17 protein-coding genes and 2 tRNA genes are annotated in these 18,105 nt (G+C 64.0%); 10 read left to right on the forward strand and 9 right to left on the reverse strand.

Features of this window, described 5'->3' with window-relative positions; genetic code table 11:
- Positions 1 to 242: 242 nt before the first annotated feature.
- The 8 genes from ACPPVW_RS07270 to rpmH all read right to left on the reverse strand — a co-directional run bounded on the left by ACPPVW_RS07270 (position 243) and on the right by rpmH (position 5,325).
- The gene (locus tag ACPPVW_RS07270) at positions 243 to 1,196 is read right to left on the reverse strand and encodes a ParB/RepB/Spo0J family partition protein (protein WP_426625837.1); all 954 of its coding nucleotides are present in this window, start codon (positions 1,194 to 1,196) and stop codon (positions 243 to 245) included.
- Positions 1,196 to 2,113 carry a ParA family protein gene (locus ACPPVW_RS07275; RefSeq protein ID WP_426625838.1) on the reverse strand — a complete coding sequence of 306 codons (918 nt, stop codon included), beginning with the start codon at positions 2,111 to 2,113 and terminating at the stop codon, positions 1,196 to 1,198. Before ACPPVW_RS07275 ends, ACPPVW_RS07270 begins: the two co-directional genes overlap by 1 nt.
- 141 nt (positions 2,114 to 2,254) lie before the next feature.
- Entirely contained in the window at positions 2,255 to 2,884 is a 630-nt protein-coding gene (gene rsmG, locus ACPPVW_RS07280) for a 16S rRNA (guanine(527)-N(7))-methyltransferase RsmG (RefSeq protein ID WP_426625839.1), read from the reverse strand.
- A 14-nt stretch (positions 2,885 to 2,898) separates the two neighbouring features.
- Positions 2,899 to 3,456 carry a protein jag gene (locus ACPPVW_RS07285; RefSeq protein ID WP_426625840.1) on the reverse strand — a complete coding sequence of 186 codons (558 nt, stop codon included), beginning with the start codon at positions 3,454 to 3,456 and terminating at the stop codon, positions 2,899 to 2,901.
- A 5-nt stretch (positions 3,457 to 3,461) separates the two neighbouring features.
- Positions 3,462 to 4,430 (reverse strand): membrane protein insertase YidC, encoded by a 969-nt coding sequence (yidC, locus tag ACPPVW_RS07290; RefSeq protein ID WP_426625841.1) that lies wholly within the window; start codon positions 4,428 to 4,430, stop codon positions 3,462 to 3,464.
- Positions 4,431 to 4,439: 9 nt separating this feature from the next.
- Entirely contained in the window at positions 4,440 to 4,751 is a 312-nt protein-coding gene (yidD, locus tag ACPPVW_RS07295) for a membrane protein insertion efficiency factor YidD (RefSeq protein WP_426625842.1), read from the reverse strand.
- Positions 4,748 to 5,164 (reverse strand): ribonuclease P protein component, encoded by a 417-nt coding sequence (gene rnpA / locus ACPPVW_RS07300; protein WP_426625843.1) that lies wholly within the window; start codon positions 5,162 to 5,164, stop codon positions 4,748 to 4,750. Before rnpA ends, yidD begins: the two co-directional genes overlap by 4 nt.
- Before the next feature lie 23 nt (positions 5,165 to 5,187).
- A complete protein-coding gene (gene rpmH / locus ACPPVW_RS07305; protein WP_055922080.1) occupies positions 5,188 to 5,325 on the reverse strand; it encodes a 50S ribosomal protein L34 in 138 nt (45 codons plus the stop codon).
- A gap of 440 nt (positions 5,326 to 5,765) precedes the next feature.
- Here rpmH and dnaA point away from each other — a divergent pair, with 440 nt between their 5' ends.
- The 10 genes from dnaA (at position 5,766) to ACPPVW_RS07355 (ending at position 16,705) form a co-directional block, all read left to right on the forward strand.
- Positions 5,766 to 7,190, forward strand: coding sequence for a chromosomal replication initiator protein DnaA (gene dnaA, locus ACPPVW_RS07310; protein WP_426625844.1), 1,425 nt, complete (start codon positions 5,766 to 5,768; stop codon positions 7,188 to 7,190).
- 428 nt (positions 7,191 to 7,618) lie between these two features.
- The gene (dnaN, locus tag ACPPVW_RS07315) at positions 7,619 to 8,764 is read left to right on the forward strand and encodes a DNA polymerase III subunit beta (protein WP_426625845.1); all 1,146 of its coding nucleotides are present in this window, start codon (positions 7,619 to 7,621) and stop codon (positions 8,762 to 8,764) included.
- A gap of 36 nt (positions 8,765 to 8,800) precedes the next feature.
- A complete protein-coding gene (gene gnd / locus ACPPVW_RS07320; RefSeq protein ID WP_426625846.1) occupies positions 8,801 to 9,688 on the forward strand; it encodes a phosphogluconate dehydrogenase (NAD(+)-dependent, decarboxylating) in 888 nt (295 codons plus the stop codon).
- Between the two features lie 6 nt (positions 9,689 to 9,694).
- On the forward strand, positions 9,695 to 10,849 hold the full coding sequence (gene recF / locus ACPPVW_RS07325) for a DNA replication/repair protein RecF (RefSeq protein WP_426625847.1): 1,155 nt from the start codon (positions 9,695 to 9,697) through the stop codon (positions 10,847 to 10,849).
- A 26-nt stretch (positions 10,850 to 10,875) separates the two neighbouring features.
- Positions 10,876 to 11,322 (forward strand): DUF721 domain-containing protein, encoded by a 447-nt coding sequence (locus ACPPVW_RS07330; protein WP_426626265.1) that lies wholly within the window; start codon positions 10,876 to 10,878, stop codon positions 11,320 to 11,322.
- Positions 11,323 to 11,445: 123 nt separating this feature from the next.
- Complete coding sequence (gene gyrB, locus ACPPVW_RS07335) at positions 11,446 to 13,455, forward strand: DNA topoisomerase (ATP-hydrolyzing) subunit B (protein WP_426625848.1); 2,010 nt, start codon at positions 11,446 to 11,448, stop codon at positions 13,453 to 13,455.
- 43 nt (positions 13,456 to 13,498) lie between these two features.
- Complete coding sequence (gene gyrA / locus ACPPVW_RS07340; protein WP_426625849.1) at positions 13,499 to 16,057, forward strand: DNA gyrase subunit A; 2,559 nt, start codon at positions 13,499 to 13,501, stop codon at positions 16,055 to 16,057.
- The gene (locus ACPPVW_RS07345) at positions 16,047 to 16,460 is read left to right on the forward strand and encodes a DUF3566 domain-containing protein (RefSeq protein ID WP_295126427.1); all 414 of its coding nucleotides are present in this window, start codon (positions 16,047 to 16,049) and stop codon (positions 16,458 to 16,460) included. The genes gyrA and ACPPVW_RS07345 overlap by 11 nt, the downstream gene beginning before the upstream one ends.
- Positions 16,461 to 16,526: 66 nt before the next feature.
- Positions 16,527 to 16,603, forward strand: a tRNA-Ile gene (locus tag ACPPVW_RS07350).
- Positions 16,604 to 16,632: 29 nt separating this feature from the next.
- Positions 16,633 to 16,705, forward strand: a tRNA-Ala gene (locus ACPPVW_RS07355).
- A gap of 72 nt (positions 16,706 to 16,777) precedes the next feature.
- Here the strand turns inward: ACPPVW_RS07355 and ACPPVW_RS07360 are convergent.
- Positions 16,778 to 17,818 carry an IS1249 family transposase gene (locus ACPPVW_RS07360; protein WP_426625850.1) on the reverse strand — a complete coding sequence of 347 codons (1,041 nt, stop codon included), beginning with the start codon at positions 17,816 to 17,818 and terminating at the stop codon, positions 16,778 to 16,780.
- Positions 17,819 to 18,105: the final 287 nt, after the last annotated feature.

Consider the following 18,105-nt stretch of genomic DNA (forward strand, 5'->3'; position numbering starts at 1 on the left):
CGGCGAGCCTCGCAAGGGTAGAAGACGACATCGGGACATTGGGTTCCCTCCCACGCTCGCCTTCCGCGCGTCCGGAGGAAGACAGCCAGTCGAGGCTGCTGACCACGATTCGCGAGGACCAGCCTCAGCTGAGTGCCGCCCGTCTGAACGACGACACGCCTCACTGCCACCCTCCGGTCTCGCCAACTCACCTTCGAGCCGCTGGCCCAGCATGATCGGAGTAGATCAGCGCATCCGGCGTTTCACGTGAAACGGACGGGGGAACTGTAGGTAGGCTGGCCGATCTCGTCCAGAATTCGATTCAGATCCTGGATCGTGGCGAAGTCCACCATAATCTGACCCTTCCGAGCGCCCAGAGTGATCCTGACACGGGTGTTGAGCCTATCCCCGAGCCGCTCCGCCACCTCGTCGAGGTGGCCACGGTGCTTTCCGGGGGAGGCCTTGGATCGCGTCGGCTTCGGGCTCCTGCTCGCCGCCGCCTCGGCCGCACGCACCGACAGATCCTCGTTCACGATTTTGTCGGCGAGGCGCACCATCGCCTCCTCATCGTCACCCACCGAGAGAATCGCCCGTGCATGACCGGCACTGAGAACGCCGGCGGCAACCCTGGACTGCACCGGGGCGGGCAGCTTGAGCAGCCGGATCGTGTTGGTGATCTGCGGACGCGACCGACCGATGCGGGTTGCCAACTGCTCCTGAGTGATTCCGAAGTCCGCGAGGAGCTGCTGATAAGCGGATGCCTCCTCCAAGGGGTTCAGCTGGGAGCGGTGCAGGTTCTCCAACAATGCGTCCCGGAGCATGTCTTCATCGGCCGTCTCCTTGATGACGGCGGGGATGCTGTCGAGGCCGAGCTCCTTCGTCGCACGCAGACGGCGTTCACCCATGATGAGCTCGTACTTGTCCGTCCGACCGGAGACCGGACGCACCACCACCGGCTGCAACACCCCGACCTCGCGAATGCTCGCGACCAGTTCATCGAGTGCCTCGCGGTCGAACTCCAGACGAGGCTGCACCGGGTTCGGCACGATGTCGGCAGGGGAGAGGTTGGCCAAGCGAGCACCCGGGACCGCCACGAGTGTCTGGGTCGCTACGGCAACCGCCTCTGGGAAGAACACGTCGACAGGGCGAGCCGACTGGTCACTCGTCGGGATGAGCGCTCCAATTCCCCGTCCCAAACCCGTACGCTTCGCTGCCATTAGCGGGGTACTCCTCTTCGTGCGATTTCTGCGGCCGCTTCAAGGTAAGAGAGCGACCCTGACGAGTTAGCGTCATAGCTGATGACGCTCTGACCGTAGCTCGGGGCTTCGGAGATCCGAACGGAGCGCGGGATGATGGTGTCGAGCACCTCGTTCGGGAAGTGGGACCGGACGTCCTCTGCCACCTGGTGCGCGAGGTTTGTCCGGGAGTCGTACATTGTGAGCAGGATCGTGGACACCAAGAGCTTGGGGTTGAGGTGCCGCTCGATGAGCTGGATGTTCTTGAGGAGCTGGCTCAGGCCTTCGAGCGCGTAGTACTCGCACTGGATCGGAATGAGCACCTCGGTGGCGGCGACAAACGCGTTGATGGTAAGCAGACCGAGTGATGGAGGGCAGTCGATGAGGACGTAATCGATGTCGAACTCATCCAGGAACCGATCCAGCGCACGCGACAGCCGCTGTTCCCGCGCCACCATCGAGACGAGCTCGATCTCGGCACCCGCGAGGTCGATGGTCGCGGGGATCACGAACAGCCCGTCGAACTCGGGGCTCTTCTGGATGACCTCTTCAAGCTCTTTGTCATTGACGATGACGTCATAGACGCTCGGGGTGCCCTCGCGGTGCTCGACGCTCAAGGCAGTCGACGCATTCCCTTGCGGATCAAGGTCGATAGCGAGCACTCGTGCACCGGACTTTGCCAGCGCCGCAGCGAGGTTGACGACGGTGGTCGTCTTCCCGACTCCACCCTTCTGATTGGAGATGGTGAAAATGCGGGTACGGGACGGCAGCGGCAGGGTAGTCGATGCGATGGCCTGTCTCCTCCGCGCCAGATCCTGGATTTCCCGGGCCAGGGGAGTCGACCCATCGAAGGCGGCTTCACCCACCTTGGCGGGAGCATCCTGGTCGGGTTGTTTCACGTGAAACCTCGTCGCTTGATTCGGTGCACGGCCTGGCCGCGGTACTAAACAGGGACGCTCAACGCGTCATTCGTCAACTCTAGCTTGCATGTCCGACCGAGCCGTTCAGCATCGCGAAGCTGTGGAAAACCGCACTATTCCTCAGCGGACTGTGGCGCGAATCACTCGAGTGACGTCGTCCAGGACGCCCTCGCCAAGGGTCACAACCTCGACGTCGTGCACGGAGTACTTCCGCATCTCCTTCGTCGCAGCGCCGACCTCCGCCGCAGCGCCCGCGCCCTTCATCAGGACGAGCTCACCGCCGTCGCGCAGGAGCGGCGCGGTCAGTGGGATCAGCTTGCGGAAGGCGCTGACAGCGCGCGCGGTGACCTGATCCAGGCGATCGGGGAGCCGGGCGTCTTCCGCGCGGTCACGCAAGACGGTCACGTTCGTCAGACCCAGCTCCGCAACCTGCTCGTTGAGCCAGGCAACGCGACGCTCCATCGGCTCGATCAGAACGACCTGAACGTCCGGGCGAGCGATCGCGAGCACCAGTCCAGGGAGGCCGGCGCCACTTCCGACGTCGCCGACGATTCCTGGCCGCAGCAAGGGAGCGACGATCGCGCAGTTCAGGATGTGGCGTGTCCAGATGCGGGGGAGCTCGAGCGGCCCGATCAACCCACGCTCATCACCTTGAGCAACGAGGTTCGCAGTGAACGCGCGAACAACCGCAAGCTGCTCTCCGAACAAAGCGTATGCGACGGCGGGCTCGGTCTCGACGGAATCAGTCACCGTTTCACGTGAAACTACGCGGCGGTGATGACCGTGTGGCGGTCACGTCCCTCGCCGCGCGAGTTCGATACATAGCCGCGCTCGGACACGATGTCGTGGACGAGCTTGCGCTCGTAAGAGGACATGGAGGGGAGTGCTGCCTCCGCGGCACCCTCCTCGATGCGCGCGATCGCGCGGTCGACCAGCGTCGCGAGTTCGGCCTGGCGCGCATCGCGGGAACCGGCGATGTCGAGGATCAGCCGCGAGAACTCGCCGGTCTGGTTTTGGACAGCAAGGCGCGTGAGCTCTTGAAGGGCCGCCACCGTATCCGGCTTGGAGAGCAGGCGAAGATTGGAGCCCTCTTCAGCGCTCACAGAAACGTAGGCACGCCCATTGCGGGTGTCGATGTCGATGTCGCCGTCGATGTCAGCGATGTCGAGGAGTTCTTCGATGTAGTCCGCGGCGATATCGCCCTCGCGGTCGAGCTCGCTTCCCGAAGAGGACGACGACGAGTCGGCCGTCCCCGTTTCGTCGGTGGGGGAGTGGACGACTTCCTCGTCGGAAGGCGTGGAATCGGTCTGCACGTCGGTCATCTTCCTTAATTCTTTCCGGCCTGCTTCTTCGCGCGGTTCTTACTCACCGGCTGAACGCGCTGCGTCGTGGTCTTCTGCTGGGGCGCCTCTTCCACCGTCAGAACGACAGCGCCGTCCTGTACCAGCTTGCCCTTGCGGGCGAGGCGAGCCTCTCGAGCCTTGGCGGCATCCGAACCTGGCGTCGGCATGTTGCGGATGACCAGGAACTGCTGGCCCATGGTCCAGAAGTTCGAGGTGAGCCAGTAGAACATGACGCCGAGCGGGAACGCGAAGCCCGAGAACAGGAAGACGAAGGGGAGGAGGTACAAGAGGATCCGCTGCTGCTTGAACTGCGGGCTCGCCTTGGTCTCCGGCGACATGTTCTTCGACACGATCTGCAGCTGGGTGAGGAACTGCGAACTCGTCATGAGCACGACCATCACCGCCGCGATCACCATCACAGCGACCTGCGGCGGGTGAGCGTTCATCGCGCCCTGGAAACTCTGGTGCAGAGGCGCCACGCCGAACAGTGTTGCGTTGCCGAACTGCTGGGCGAGGGTGGCGTTGAGGGGGCCCACTCCGGCTTTGCCGCTCTGGGCGCCGTTGAGCACCTGGAACAGCGCGAAGAACACCGGCATTTGCAGTAGCAACGGGAGGCACGAACTCAGCGGGTTCGTGCCCGTCTTCTTGTAAAGGTCCATAGTCTCGCGCGACATCGCCTCGCGCGAGAACTGGTCCTTCTTGCCCTTGTACTTGTCCTGGATCTTCTTGAGCTGCGGGGCGATCTCGAGCATCCGTCGCTGGTTCTTGATCTGCCGGACGAAGATCGGGATGAGCGCGGCACGGACGACGACGGTCAGACCGACGATCGACAGCACCCAGGTGATGCCGGCCGCGGGGTCCATACCTATCGTCGTGAACATCCAGTGCCACGCGACGAGGATGAGCTCCACCACCCACTTGATGGGCCAGAGGATCGTACCGATGATGTCCATGTCTGGTTGCTAGGCCTTTCCCTGGCTTGTCGCGACGACGAATCCGAACGGGGTGACCCGGTAACGGCGTTTCTGCTTGAGGGGGACGTCATCGACCCCGCCCGCCGCCCACGGGTGGCAGCGGATGATCCGGCGTACGCCGAGAACACTGCCGACGATCACTCCGTGCTCCTGGATGGCCTGGAGTGCATAGGCGGAGCACGACGGGTAGTACCGGCACACATCCCCGTAGAGCGGAGAGATCACCGCTCGATACGCCCGGAGCACCAGCACGGCAGCATTCCTCGGAAGGAGGAGCACAGCTGTGATCGCGGTGTTCATGGACGGACGTTGCCTTCGGTGGTGACGCTTCGACGAGTTTCGCGTGAGCTGGTGGTGTGGCGGCGGAGGAACCGGTCTGCGGCACCCGATACCTCTTCGTGCAGGGTAGCCCACGTCACTTGGGCGGATGCTGGCAATGCCCGGATGACGATGTCGATACCCGGGCCGACAGCAGCAGTGGCAGCGAGACGGGGTAGCACCTCGTAGGCCGCCGCCTTGAGTCGACGGCGCACCCGGTTGCGAACCACCGCGTTCCCCACGGACTTGCTCACGATGAAACCGAATCGCACGACATCGGAATCACGGTTCAAACGGATGTACGCGACGGTGTTCGCTCCGGTGAAGCGTGCACCGCGTCGCACTGTCGTCCGATAGTCCGCGCCCCGCGTGATGCGATGGGGTTTCGCGAGCAAGCGCCGTGCCTATCCGCGAGAGATCAGGCCGAGAGCTTCTCGCGGCCTTTGGCGCGGCGGGCAGACAGGATGGCGCGGCCGGCTCGCGTGCGCATGCGGAGGCGGAAGCCGTGGGTCTTCGCGCGCTTGCGGTTGTTCGGCTGGAACGTTCTCTTGCTCATATCTATCTCCGTGATGGTCTCTTCACAGGCCGGTGCTGAAGGAAAAGGCAGCACGGGGAGGCCAGGAAAGTTTCTGGGCAGCCAAAACGGCTGAAGTCAACTGATTAAAACTACGTCCTGAGGCCGACCGAGGTCAAACCGACCGTCCCGAAACCATTGATTATGCACGGGATTTGCAGGAATTGCGCCGACGACGCGCCGGAGTATTCCGCCGATCGAATTTGATCCCCACCTGTGGACAAGTTAGCGTGAGGTCCAAAGTTATCCCCAGCCCATCCCAAAAGCGGCCGGAGATCGCTACGGTATTGCACACACAGCGGTGGATAACTCTGTGAATACCCCATGGCGGCATCCCTTGCCGCCAGCCCGACGTGAGTCACACGGGGGACGACTCGTCTCACGCCGGGCCAACGGCATCCACGATTTGAAGACGGGGAACGATGGCAGGCGGCGAAGAGTCCATTTCTGCGGCATGGCAGAACGTGCTCGACAAGCTCGAGACGGACGACCGCATCACACCTCAGCTGCATGGCTTCCTCAGTCTGGTCGAGCCCAAGGGCATCATGGCCGGCACTTTCTATCTCGAGGTGCCCAACGAGTTCACGCGCGGCATGATCGAGCAGCGCAGCCGTGTGCCCCTCCTCAACGCGATCGGCACCCTCGACCACACTCTCGAGGTGAACACATTCGCCATCGTCGTGAACCCGGAAATCCAGCAGGAGTCGATGGCCGGCCCGTCCGAGCCGGACCCGGCCCCCTATCTCGACACCGTGACACCGATGGTGTCCCCGCCCACCGAGATCACGGCCCCGCCGAGGAACGGCGACACCCGCCTCAATGCCAAGTACAGTTTCGACAACTTCGTCATCGGCCAGTCGAACCGGTTCGCCCACGCCGCGGCGGTCGCCGTGGCAGAAGCACCTGCGAAGGCCTACAACCCGCTGTTCATCTACGGCGACTCGGGCCTGGGCAAGACCCACCTCCTCCACGCCATAGGCCACTACGCCATGAGCCTCTACCCGGGCATCCGGGTCCGGTACGTGTCGAGCGAGGAGTTCACGAACGACTTCATCAACTCGATCGCCAACAACCGCGGGTCCTCCTTCCAGGCGCGGTACCGGAACATCGACATCCTTCTGATCGACGACATCCAGTTCCTCCAGCGCGCAGTCGAGACGCAAGAGGCCTTCTTCCACACCTTCAACACCCTCCATGACCACAACAAGCAGGTCGTGATCACCAGCGACCTGCCTCCGAAGCACCTCACCGGCTTCGAGGACCGGATGCGCTCGCGGTTCGAGTGGGGCCTTATCACCGACGTGCAGGTCCCCGACCTCGAGACCCGCATCGCGATCCTGCGTAAGAAGGCGCAGAGCGAGAAGATCCTGGTTCCGGACGACATCCTGGAATTCATGGCGTCGAAGGTCTCCAGCAACATCCGCGAACTAGAGGGGACGCTGATCCGCGTCACCGCCTTCGCCAGCCTCAATCGCACACCGGTCGACATGCCCCTGGTGCAGACCGTGCTGAAGGACCTGATCACGCTCGACGACGACAACGTGATCGCGCCGACCGACATCATCACCAACACCGCCGAGTACTTCAAGCTCAGCGTCGACGATCTGTACGGTTCCAGTCGTTCTCAGGCCGTCGCCACTGCCCGGCAGATCGCGATGTACCTCTGCCGCGAACTGACCAACCTCTCGCTGCCGAAGATCGGCCAGCTGTTCGGCGGCCGCGACCACACGACGGTCATGTACGCGAACAAGAAGATCAGCGAGCTCATGAAGGAGCGACGCTCGATCTACAACCAGGTGACGGAGCTCACCAGCCGGATCAAGCAGAACCACCGCTACGGAAAGTGACGCCGCAGCGCCGCCACGCCGTCGCGCCTCGGAAAGTTATCCACAGATTGATCCCCAGAGTGGGGAGAGTTCGTTATTAACACCTGGGGATAACTTGTGGAGAAGTTCCGGAAAGTCACTCGATTAATGGGGACGGACGGCCTGGAACTGTGAAAAGCCGTTCGAATCGGATCAACCCGCCCGAGCTGTCAACAGCAAGAATCCACGGGTCATCAACAAGTCACGAGGTTGTAGTTCCCTCTGATTTCCTGCTATCCACCGAGTTATCCACATTTTCCACAGCGGTTAACACCATTAATGATTAACTCTTCTGAGTTAAGGCCGGTCGACAACCTCAAGCGGTTGCTCGAATGACAACTTCTGCGGCAGAGGCCAAGCGCTAGGATTTGTGTCGTTCCGTATCCGAGCGCAGAGCCAGGGGAGACTTCGTGAAGTTCCAAGCCAATCGGGATGTCTTCAGTGAGGCCGTCTCCTTCGCCGTGAAGCTTCTTCCACAGCGCACGACCCTCCCCATCCTGAGCGGTGTGCTGATCGAGACCACCGACAGCGGGCTCCAGCTCTCCTCCTTCGACTACGAGGTCTCCGCTCAGACGGAGATCGCGGCTGAGGTCGAGGAACCGGGGCGCGTCCTGGTGTCCGGACGCCTTCTTGCCGAGATCGCGGCCAAACTCCCCAACGCGCCCGTGCAATTCTCGACCGAGGAATCCAAGATCGTCGTCCGAGCTGGATCGGCGAACTTCACGCTGCTCTCCATGCCCGTCGAGGAATATCCCAGCATCCCGCAGGTCTCGAGCGACGCCGGACTCGTTCCCGCCGAGGAATTCGCCGAGGCCGTTGCCCAGGTCGGAGTCGCCGCCTCGCGCGACGACGTCACGCCCGTCATCACCGGCGTGCAGTTGGAGGTCGGCAACAACACACTGGGGCTGGTCGCGACCGACCGCTATCGTGTCGCGGTGCGGGAGATCGACTGGGACAACGGCACGACCTCCGGCGAGACGCAGACCGCGCTGGTGCCGGCGCGAACTCTCACCGAGATCGGTAAGACCTTCGGCCACTCGGGAACCGTCTCGATCGCGATCACCAACCGCGACGATCGCGAACTGATCGCGTTCACGGCCGACAAGAAGACCGTGACCTCCCTCTTGATCAAGGGCAACTTCCCGCCAGTGCGCCGTCTCTTCCCGGAGCAGGTCGACAACTACGCGGTCATCAACACCGCCGAACTGATCGAGGCGACCCGACGAGTCGCGCTCGTCCTCGAGCGCGAAGCCGCCCTCCGCTACACGTTCACCGCCGAGGGGCTGACCCTGGAAGCGATCGGCTCCGAGCAGGCTCAAGCGTCGGAGACCATCGACGCTCTCCTCACTGGCCACGAGACGGTGGTTTCGTTGAAGCCGCAGTTCTTGCTCGATGGTCTCGGTGCCGTGCACTCGGAATTCGTGCGCATCTCCTTCACCAAGACCGAGAACCCCAACAAGCCGGGTCCGGTGCTCATCACGAGCCAGACGTCGAAGGACCAGTCCGGTTCGGACTCGTACAAGTACCTGCTGCAGCCCAACCTGCTGCTGCGTTAGGACTCGCTCCCGCTCCGAGAGAGAAGAAGGACAATCATGCACATCGGCCTCATCGGTCTCGGGCGCATGGGCAACAACATGCGTGCCCGCCTGGAGAAGAAGGGCATCGAGGTCACCGGCTACGACACCAATCCCGAGGTGTCTGACGTCGCGACCCTGGCCGACCTCGTTGCGGCGCTACCCACGCCGCGTACCGTGTGGGTGATGGTGCCGGCCGGCGCTATCACCGACAGCGTGATCACCGACCTGGGGCCGCTGCTCGAGAAGGGCGACCTGGTCATCGACGGTGGCAACTCCAAGTTCACCGAGGACTTCAAGCATGCCGAACTGCTCGCGCCGAAGGGTGTCGACTTCATGGATGCCGGTGTCTCCGGCGGCATCTGGGGACTCGAGAACGGCTACGGCCTGATGGTCGGCGGTTCCAAGGAGCAGGTCGAGCGGGTCATGCCGGTCTTCGACGCACTACGCCCCGATGGTCCGCGCGATGAGGGATTCGTCCATGTCGGCGAAGTCGGCGCCGGCCACTACGCCAAGATGGTGCACAACGGCATCGAGTACGCGCTCATGCAGGCCTATGCCGAGGGGTATGAGCTGCTCGACACCCGCAAAGACATCATCAAGGACGTCACAGGCACCTTCAAGGCGTGGCAGCGCGGCACCGTCGTGCGTTCGTGGCTTCTCGACCTCCTCGTCCGCGCTCTCGAGCAGGATCCCGAGTTCGAGCACATCGAGGGTTTCGTGCAGGATTCGGGCGAGGGCCGGTGGACGGTCGAGGAGGCGCTGAACAACGCCGTCCCTGTTCCCACGATCAGCGCGTCGATCTTCGCCCGCTTCGTCTCGCGCCAGGAGGACTCGCCGGCCATGAAGGCTGTCGCGGCCCTGCGCAACCAGTTCGGCGGCCACGCTGTGAAGGCCGTGGACTAACCCTCATTGAGAGTTACGCATCTTTTTCTGACTGACTTCCGCAACTATCGCACCGCGGAGGTCCCGTTCGCGGCCGGCGCAAACCTGTTCGTCGGCCGCAACGGTCAGGGCAAGACCAACCTCGTCGAGTCGCTCGGCTACCTGAGCACCCTGGGATCGCATCGGGTGTCGAGCGACCAGGCGATGATCCGCAAGGACGCCGACTCGGCGATCGTCCGGGCGCGCATCGAGCACGACGGCCGCGAGCGCCTCGTGGAGGTCCAGCTCAACCGGTCGGCACCGAACCGCGCGCAGGTCAACCGAGGTGCGATCAAGCCGCGCGAGCTCCCGAGGTACTTCTCCAGCGTCCTTTTCGCTCCGGAGGATCTCGCTCTCGTTCGAGGCGAACCGGGGATCCGCAGACGCTTTCTCGATCAGCTGCTCGTCCAGCGCAGCCCACGCTTCTCTGCGGTCATCGCCGACTACGAGCGCGTGCTCAAACAGCGCAATACGTTGCTCAAGTCGGCCCGCGCCTCCCGGGTCAAGCCCGACCAGCTCGGAACACTCGATATCTGGGATGAACGTCTCGTGGCGCTCGGCGCCGAGCTGGTGGACGCTCGGCTCGATCTCGTAGCGCGATTGAGCGATCCGCTCGTCGCCGCGTACCGCTCGGTGGCCGGCGACGACCATCACCCGCGGTTGCTTCCGCAGCTCACCATCCGGGGCGCGCACGTCGACGACGATGAGGATGACGCGGACTCCGCAGTAACCATCTCATCCGGTGATACCGCGGAGGTGTTCCGCGGTGCACTGGCCGCCGTGCGCCCGAAGGAGCTGGAGCGCGGACTGACCCTCGTCGGCCCGCACCGTGATGATGTGCTGTTCGAGCTCAACGGCCTGCCGGCGAAGGGGTATGCGAGCCACGGCGAGTCCTGGTCGTTCGCGCTGGCGCTGAAGCTGGCGTCGGCGGAGCTGCTGCGGCGCGAGTCGTCGACCGGAGATCCCGTGCTGATCCTCGATGACGTCTTCGCGGAGCTCGACCAAGCGCGGAGGCGCATGCTCGCAACCGCCGTAGCTAGTTACGAGCAGGTCCTGATCACGGCGGCCGTCCTGGAAGACGTTCCGGAGGTCCTCGCCGCGCACACTGTGTGGATCGAGGGCGGGACTATCGTGGGATCGTGAGCGAAGCGGCGACGGTCTACCTCCGGATGAAGGAGCTCTTTACCGGAACTCCCTCCCGCAGACGCAGGACGAAGCGAACCGACGACGACCCGACCGCATCGAAGCCGTTCGGCGCCGGGCGTGACCCGCGCGGACTCGGCGACGTCGTCGATGCACTCGCGACGCAGCTCGGCTGGACGGGATCACTCGCCAAGTCCGACCTCCTCGAGGGATGGGAGGAACTGGCGGGAGCGGAGACCGCGCGACACGCGATTCCCGACCAGATCACAGACGGCGTGCTCGTCGTGAGGTGCGAGTCGACCGCATGGGCGACTCAGCTGCGGTTGATGCGTTCGGAGCTTCTGGTGCGGATCGGGGAGCGGTTCCCCGGAGCTGAGATCGAGTCGATCCGATTTCAGGGGCCGGACGCCCCCTCCTGGAAACGCGGTCCCAGGTCGATTCCAGGGCGCGGTCCGCGCGATACTTACGGCTGATTGCACAAAAGAGGTCGCCCGAGCAAAGAAAACGCGTCAGAGGCGCGATTTCGGGCAATTCGGCTCCGCGTGCTTGGTAGAATGGAGAGTCACTGTTGAGTGCGGTCAGGAGCCTAATTTCATATGACGATGGAACCGAACAGGGCCGAGGCGGAACACGACTACGGCGCGAATGAGATCCAGATCCTCGAAGGTCTCGAAGCCGTCCGCAAACGACCTGGAATGTACATCGGTTCCACCGGTCCCCGTGGCCTCCATCACCTCGTGTACGAGATCGTCGACAATTCGGTGGACGAGGCTCTGGCCGGCCATGCCGACAACATCGAGGTGACCATCCTCCCCGACGGCGCTGTCCGGGTGGACGACAACGGTCGTGGCATCCCGGTCGACGAGCACCCCACAGAGAAGAAGTCGACGGTGGAGGTCGTGCTCACCATCCTCCACGCCGGCGGCAAGTTCGGCGGCCGTGGCTACGCCGTCTCCGGCGGACTGCACGGCGTAGGAAGCTCTGTGGTGAACGCGCTCTCGTCGCGGCTCGACGTCGAGGTCCACCGTCAGGAGCATGTGTGGCGGCAGAGCTACCGCAACGGCGTGCCGCAGGCCCCGCTCGAGCAAGGTGAGGTCTCGGATCGCACCGGCACGATCATCACCTTCTGGCCGAGCCCGGTCACCTTCGAGACGGTCGTGTTCGACTACGACACGCTCCGCACACGCTTTCAGCAGATGGCCTTCCTCAACAAAGGTCTGCGCATCTCGATCACCGATCAGCGCGCACCGGAAGTCGAGCCGGCGGAAGGCGAGATCGAGGACGAAGGCGAGGTGTTCGCCGCCCGCTCAGAGGTCTTCCTCTACGAGCGGGGTCTGACCGATTACGTGCACTACCTCAACGCCGCGAAGAAGGCGGAGGTCGTGAACGACGAGATCATCTCGTTCGAGTCGGAGGACACCGAGCGCAAGATCGCGCTCGAAGTCGCGATGCAGTGGACGACGAGCTACAACGAGTCGGTGTTCACCTACGCCAACACGATCAACACGCACGAGGGCGGCACTCACGAAGAGGGCTTCCGCGCCGCACTGACGACGCTTGTCAATCGCTATGCGCGCGAGAAGGACATCCTTAAAGAGAAGGACGACAACCTCTCGGGCGAGGACGTCCGCGAGGGTCTGACCGCGGTGGTGTCGGTGAAGCTGTCGGAGCCGCAGTTCGAGGGCCAGACCAAGACGAAGCTCGGCAACACAGAGGCCAAAGCGTTCGTGCAGAAGGTGGTCGGCGATCAGCTCGGCGACTGGTTCGACCGCAACCCGAACCAGGCCAAGGAGATCATCCGCAAGGCGCTCCAGGCTGCGACCGCGCGCATCGCCGCCCGCAAGGCGCGCGAGACCGCCCGCCGCAAGGGCCTCCTCGAGAGCGGCGGAATGCCAGGCAAGCTCAAGGACTGCCAGTCGAAGGACCCGACCATCTCCGAGATCTTCATCGTCGAGGGCGACTCTGCTGGCGGCTCGGCTGTTCAGGGCCGCAACCCCGAGACCCAGGCGATCCTCCCGTTGCGCGGCAAGATCCTCAACGTCGAGAAGGCGCGGCTCGACCGCGCGCTCGCCAACAACGAGGTGCAGGCGATGATCACGGCGTTCGGCGCCGGAATCGGCGAGGACTTCAATCCGGAGAAGGCGCGGTATCACAAGATCGTGCTCATGGCCGACGCCGATGTCGACGGCCAGCACATCACGACGCTGCTGCTGACTCTGCTGTTCCGGTACATGCGGCCGCTCGTCGAGCTCGGCTACGTCTATCTCGCGCAGCCTCCGCTCTACCGTCTCAAGTGGTCGAACGCCGAGCACGAGTACGTGTACTCCGATCGCGAGCGCGACGCATTCATGGCGGAGGGCCTCGCCGCGGGCAAGCGCATCCCCAAGGACAACGGGGTGCAGCGCTACAAGGGTCTCGGCGAGATGGACTACAAGGAGCTGTGGGAGACGACGATGAACCCGGAGACGCGCACGCTCCTCCAGGTCACCCTTGACGACGCGGCCGCAGCTGACGAGATCTTCGCCACGCTGATGGGCGAGGACGTCGAGTCGCGCCGTTCGTTCATCCAGAAGAACGCCAAGGACGTGCGGTTCCTCGACATCTGAGGACCCCAGCGAGACGACCCCTCGGTTACGAGAAGAGAGCACTGTGACGGACGAGACCCCCAGCGGCGAGAGCTTCGGCATCCACGGCCGGATCGATCAGGTCGATCTGCAGAAAGAGATGGAGCGCTCGTACCTCGACTACGCGATGAGCGTCATCATCGGGCGTGCGCTGCCCGAGGTGCGCGATGGACTAAAGCCCGTGCACCGTCGCGTGATCTATGCGATGTTCGACGGCGGCTACCGCCCCGACAAGGCGTTCTCGAAGTGCGCTCGCGTGGTCGGCGACGTCATGGGGCAGTTCCACCCGCACGGTGACTCCGCCATCTACGACGCGCTCGTGCGTCTCGTGCAGCCGTGGAGCCTCCGCTACCCGCTCGCTCTCGGCCAGGGCAACTTCGGTTCGCCCGGCAACGACGGCGCGGCTGCCCCTCGGTACACCGAGACCAAGATGGCCCCGCTCGCCCTCGAGATGGTCCGGGACATCGACGAGGAGACCGTCGATTTCCAGGACAACTACGACGGACGCACCCAGGAGCCGGCCGTCCTGCCCAGCCGTTTCCCGAACCTGCTGGTCAACGGCTCCGTCGGCATCGCGGTCGGCATGGCGACGAACATCCCGCCGCACAACCTCCGGGAGGTCGCCGACGGTGCTCTCTGGCACCTCGCCCACCCGGAGGCCCCGCGGGAGGAGCTCCTGGAGGAGCTGATCAGGCGGATCAAGGGACCGGACTTCCCGACCGGCGCGCAGATCCTGGGTGTCAAGGGCATCCAGGACACCTACCGCACCGGTCGTGGCTCGATCACGATGCGCGCTGTCGTGAGCATCGAAGAGATCCAGGGCCGTGTCTGTCTGGTCGTCACGGAGCTGCCGTACCAGGTGAACCCGGACAACCTCGCGATCAAGATCGCCGAGCTGGTGAAGGACGGCCGCGTCGGCGGCATCGCCGACATCCGCGACGAGACCTCCGGCCGCACCGGCCAGCGCTTGGTCATCGTGCTGAAGCGCGACGCCGTCGCCAAGGTCGTGTTGAACAACCTGTACAAGCACACGCAGCTGCAGGAGAACTTCGGCGCGAACATGCTGGCGATCGTGGACAACGTTCCGCGCACGCTCGCCCTCGACGGATTCATCACGGCCTGGGTCGACCACCAGATCGACGTGATCGTGCGCCGCACGCGTTACCGCCTGCGGAAGAAAGAGGAACGCGCCCACATCCTTCGCGGATATCTCAAGGCGCTCGACGCTCTGGACGAGGTCATCGCGCTCATCCGTCGTTCGGCGACGGTCGAGGACGCCCGCGACGGCCTGAAGACCCTGCTCGACGTGGACGACGTGCAGGCCGACGCCATCCTCGCGATGCAGCTGCGCCGCCTCGCCGCCCTCGAACGCCAGAAGATCATCGAGGAGCACGACCAGATCGAGCTCGACATCGCCGAGCTCAAGTCGATCCTCGAAGACCCGGCCCGTCAGCGTTCGATCGTGAGCGAGGAGCTCACCGAGATCGTGGATCGTTTCGGCGACGACCGGCGCACCGAGATCATGTTCGGCTTCGACGGCGACATGAGCATGGAAGACCTTATCCCCGAAGAGGAGATGGTGGTCACCGTCACCCGCGGCGGCTACATCAAGCGCACCCGGAGCGACAACTACCGCAGCCAGCACCGCGGAGGCAAGGGCGTCAAGGGCGCCCAGCTGCGCGGCGAGGACGTCGTCGACCACTTCTTTGTGACCACGACGCATCACTGGCTCCTGTTCTTCACGAACAAGGGCCGCGTCTACCGGGCCAAGGCGTACGAGGTGCAAGAGGCCGGCCGCGACGCGAAGGGACAGCACGTCGCGAACCTGCTCGCCATGCAGCCGGACGAAGAGATCGCCGAGATCCTCGACATCCGCGACTACCAGGCCGCGAAGTATCTGGTGCTCGCCACCCGCGACGGTCTCATCAAGAAGAGCGCCCTCGAGGAGTACGACACCAACCGTTCGGGCGGCATCATCGCGATCAAGCTCCGCGAGGACGACGAGCTCGTCTCCGCGCTGCTGGTGGAAGAGGATTCCGACCTGCTGCTCGTCTCCCGCAAGGGCATGTCGATCCGGTTCACCGCGAGCGACGAGGCCCTGCGGCCAATGGGACGGTCGACGTCGGGCGTGATCGGAATGCACTTCCGAGGCGAGGACAGGCTGCTCGATGCCGCGGTGGTCTCCGACGAAGGCTACGTGTTCGTCGTGACCGAGGGAGGCTACGCCAAGCGCACCTCGGCCGACCAGTATCGTCTGCAGAACCGCGGCGGTCTCGGCATCAAGGTGGCGAAACTGAGCGACGACCGAGGCGACCTCGTGGGTTCTCTCATCGTCGACGAAGACGACGAGGTCCTGGTGGTTCTTGCCAGCGGCAAGGTGGTACGCTCCTCCGTGGCCGAGGTACCCGCCAAGGGCCGTGACACCATGGGTGTCGTCTTTGCACGTTTCGCCGAGTCCGACAAGATCATCGCTCTGGCGAAGAACACCGAGCGCAACCTCGATTCCCAGGTTTCCGATGCAGAATCGGATGCCGACGATGAGACCGGTCGTGCCGGGAAGGATGAAGTCTTAGATGAGCAGTAGCGTCGCCGAGAAACTCGCACGGAAGTCGACACGACGTCCGGCATCCGCAAAGCAGGTGCGGCTGAAGCTCGTGTACATCGACTTCTGGTCGACAGTGAAGCTCTCGTTCCTCGCAGGCATCTGCCTGGCGATCATCGCGATCGTAGGTTCGTTCCTGATCTGGACCGTCCTCGACCGGACGGGTATCTTCGACCAGCTGAATGGTCTGGTGAAGGACATCTCCGGTGCCGGCGGCGGCGACCTCCGGTCGGTGCTCGGGCTCGGCCAGGTGATGGGCTTCTCGCTCGTCGTGGGCATCCTCGACATCGTCGTGGTGACCGCGCTCGGCGCCGTTTTCGCACTCCTCTATAACCTCTCGGTGAAGATCACCGGAGGCCTGCTCGTCGGTTTCACGAACAACTGACCGGCGGGGCGCACTCGATTTCACACTCCGGGCCAGATCAGGTACCCTCTAATCTGTTGCCCATTCGGGGATATAGCTCAGGCGGTTAGAGCGCTTCGCTGATAACGAAGAGGTCCGAGGTTCAAGTCCTCGTATCCCCACCATTCCTCGACGGAAGTCATCTCCTTCATAGGGGGCCTTAGCTCAGTTGGTAGAGCGCCTGCTTTGCAAGCAGGATGTCAGGAGTTCGAATCTCCTAGGCTCCACACAGTTTTGATCCGTCCACGGCTGGCTTGGCCGCGGGCTATCGGCAAGAAAGTGTGGATGGTTCGGGCGTGTTATTTGTGTCCGGCCCAGCCTGATCTGAGCCATAGGCGTTCGCCAGCGTCGAGGCTGGTGTCGTAGAGGGCTGGCCCGTCTGGTTTTTCAGCGACGGGTCGGGGCTGTGGCGAGGCTGGTGGGTCGGCGTATTCGTGGGCGGATTCGATGGGGACTTCTTTCAGCAGCAGGAACCACTCGACGGCGCGGCGGCGGTGCTCGATGGTCATGCCGCGGTGGTGGCGCAGCAGGTGCCGTATCTGCGCGTTGACGCCGCCTTCGAGCGGGGACGTCGTGTGTGGGTTGCCGTGTTCGAGGAACGTGAACTCGTGGCCGGCCTCGGCGGCTCGGTGCAGGACGCCCCACGCCTTGCGGAGCCGGTGGTGGGTGAATCCGAACTGTCCGTTGTCGTAGAGCGTGCGCTCTTTGGTGAGGTGTCCGAACTGCTGCCACCAGGCCTCCAGCATCAGTCTCCACTCGATCGCGGCGTCGACGTCGTGGACGCTGCTGAGGCGCATCGCGATCTGGCGCAGCGCGCGCCCAGCCTTCAGCCGCGGATTCCTGGTCAGCTCGCGGGTTACGTTCATCTGCAGGTGGAAGATGCATCGCTGCACTGCGGTGTCGGGCCAGGCCCTTGCCAGTGCCGAGCGGATGCCGGTGCCGCCGTCGGTGACGATGACCTTGGGCGGCGGGACCTGGTCGAAGAGGGCCTCCCACGCGGCGGTGGACTCGCCGGCGGACCACTGCCAGGAGATCACGCGCCCGGTGCTGCTGAGCGCGATCAGCAGGCACCAGGATCCGATTCTGATCCCGTCGACTAGGACGGCGTCGTGGATCTCGCCGGTGACCGGCATGCGGGGTCGCAGATGCCAGCACCACGCTGTCTCGTGCCGGAACGAGCGGCCCGTGCCGCCTCCCGCCTCGGCTTGGGTGCTCTTCCCGGTCAGCCAGATCAGGAACCGGCGTAGCTGCTGCCGGCGGGCTCCGTCCGGCCGGCGCCTGGTCGAGGACGCGCCGCACACACGGCAGCGCCAGCGCTGCGTGCCCGCAGTCGTTCCCACGACCAAGGGTCGCCGACCATAACGATCCCCGTTTCACCCCGTGATCACGCGGCCAGATCACTCACCCATCCACACTTTCTTGCCGATAACCCTTGGCCGCTTTCGTTGCAACTCACTCGGGCGGCCGAATGGCCCACGTCGGCGCCGTTCTCGAGTAGGCGATGCTTGTCGTCACGCTGCCGAAGGTTCCGATCGTTAGGCGGTTTCGAGTACTGGATGCGCGACGGTCTGCCAGTGGATGACGGCAACGGACACATGGTCCGACCTGCGGATTCGCCCACCGCCCC

Source organism: Leifsonia sp. McL0607, assembly GCF_049993355.1.
In the GTDB taxonomy this organism is placed as follows: domain Bacteria; phylum Actinomycetota; class Actinomycetes; order Actinomycetales; family Microbacteriaceae; genus Leifsonia.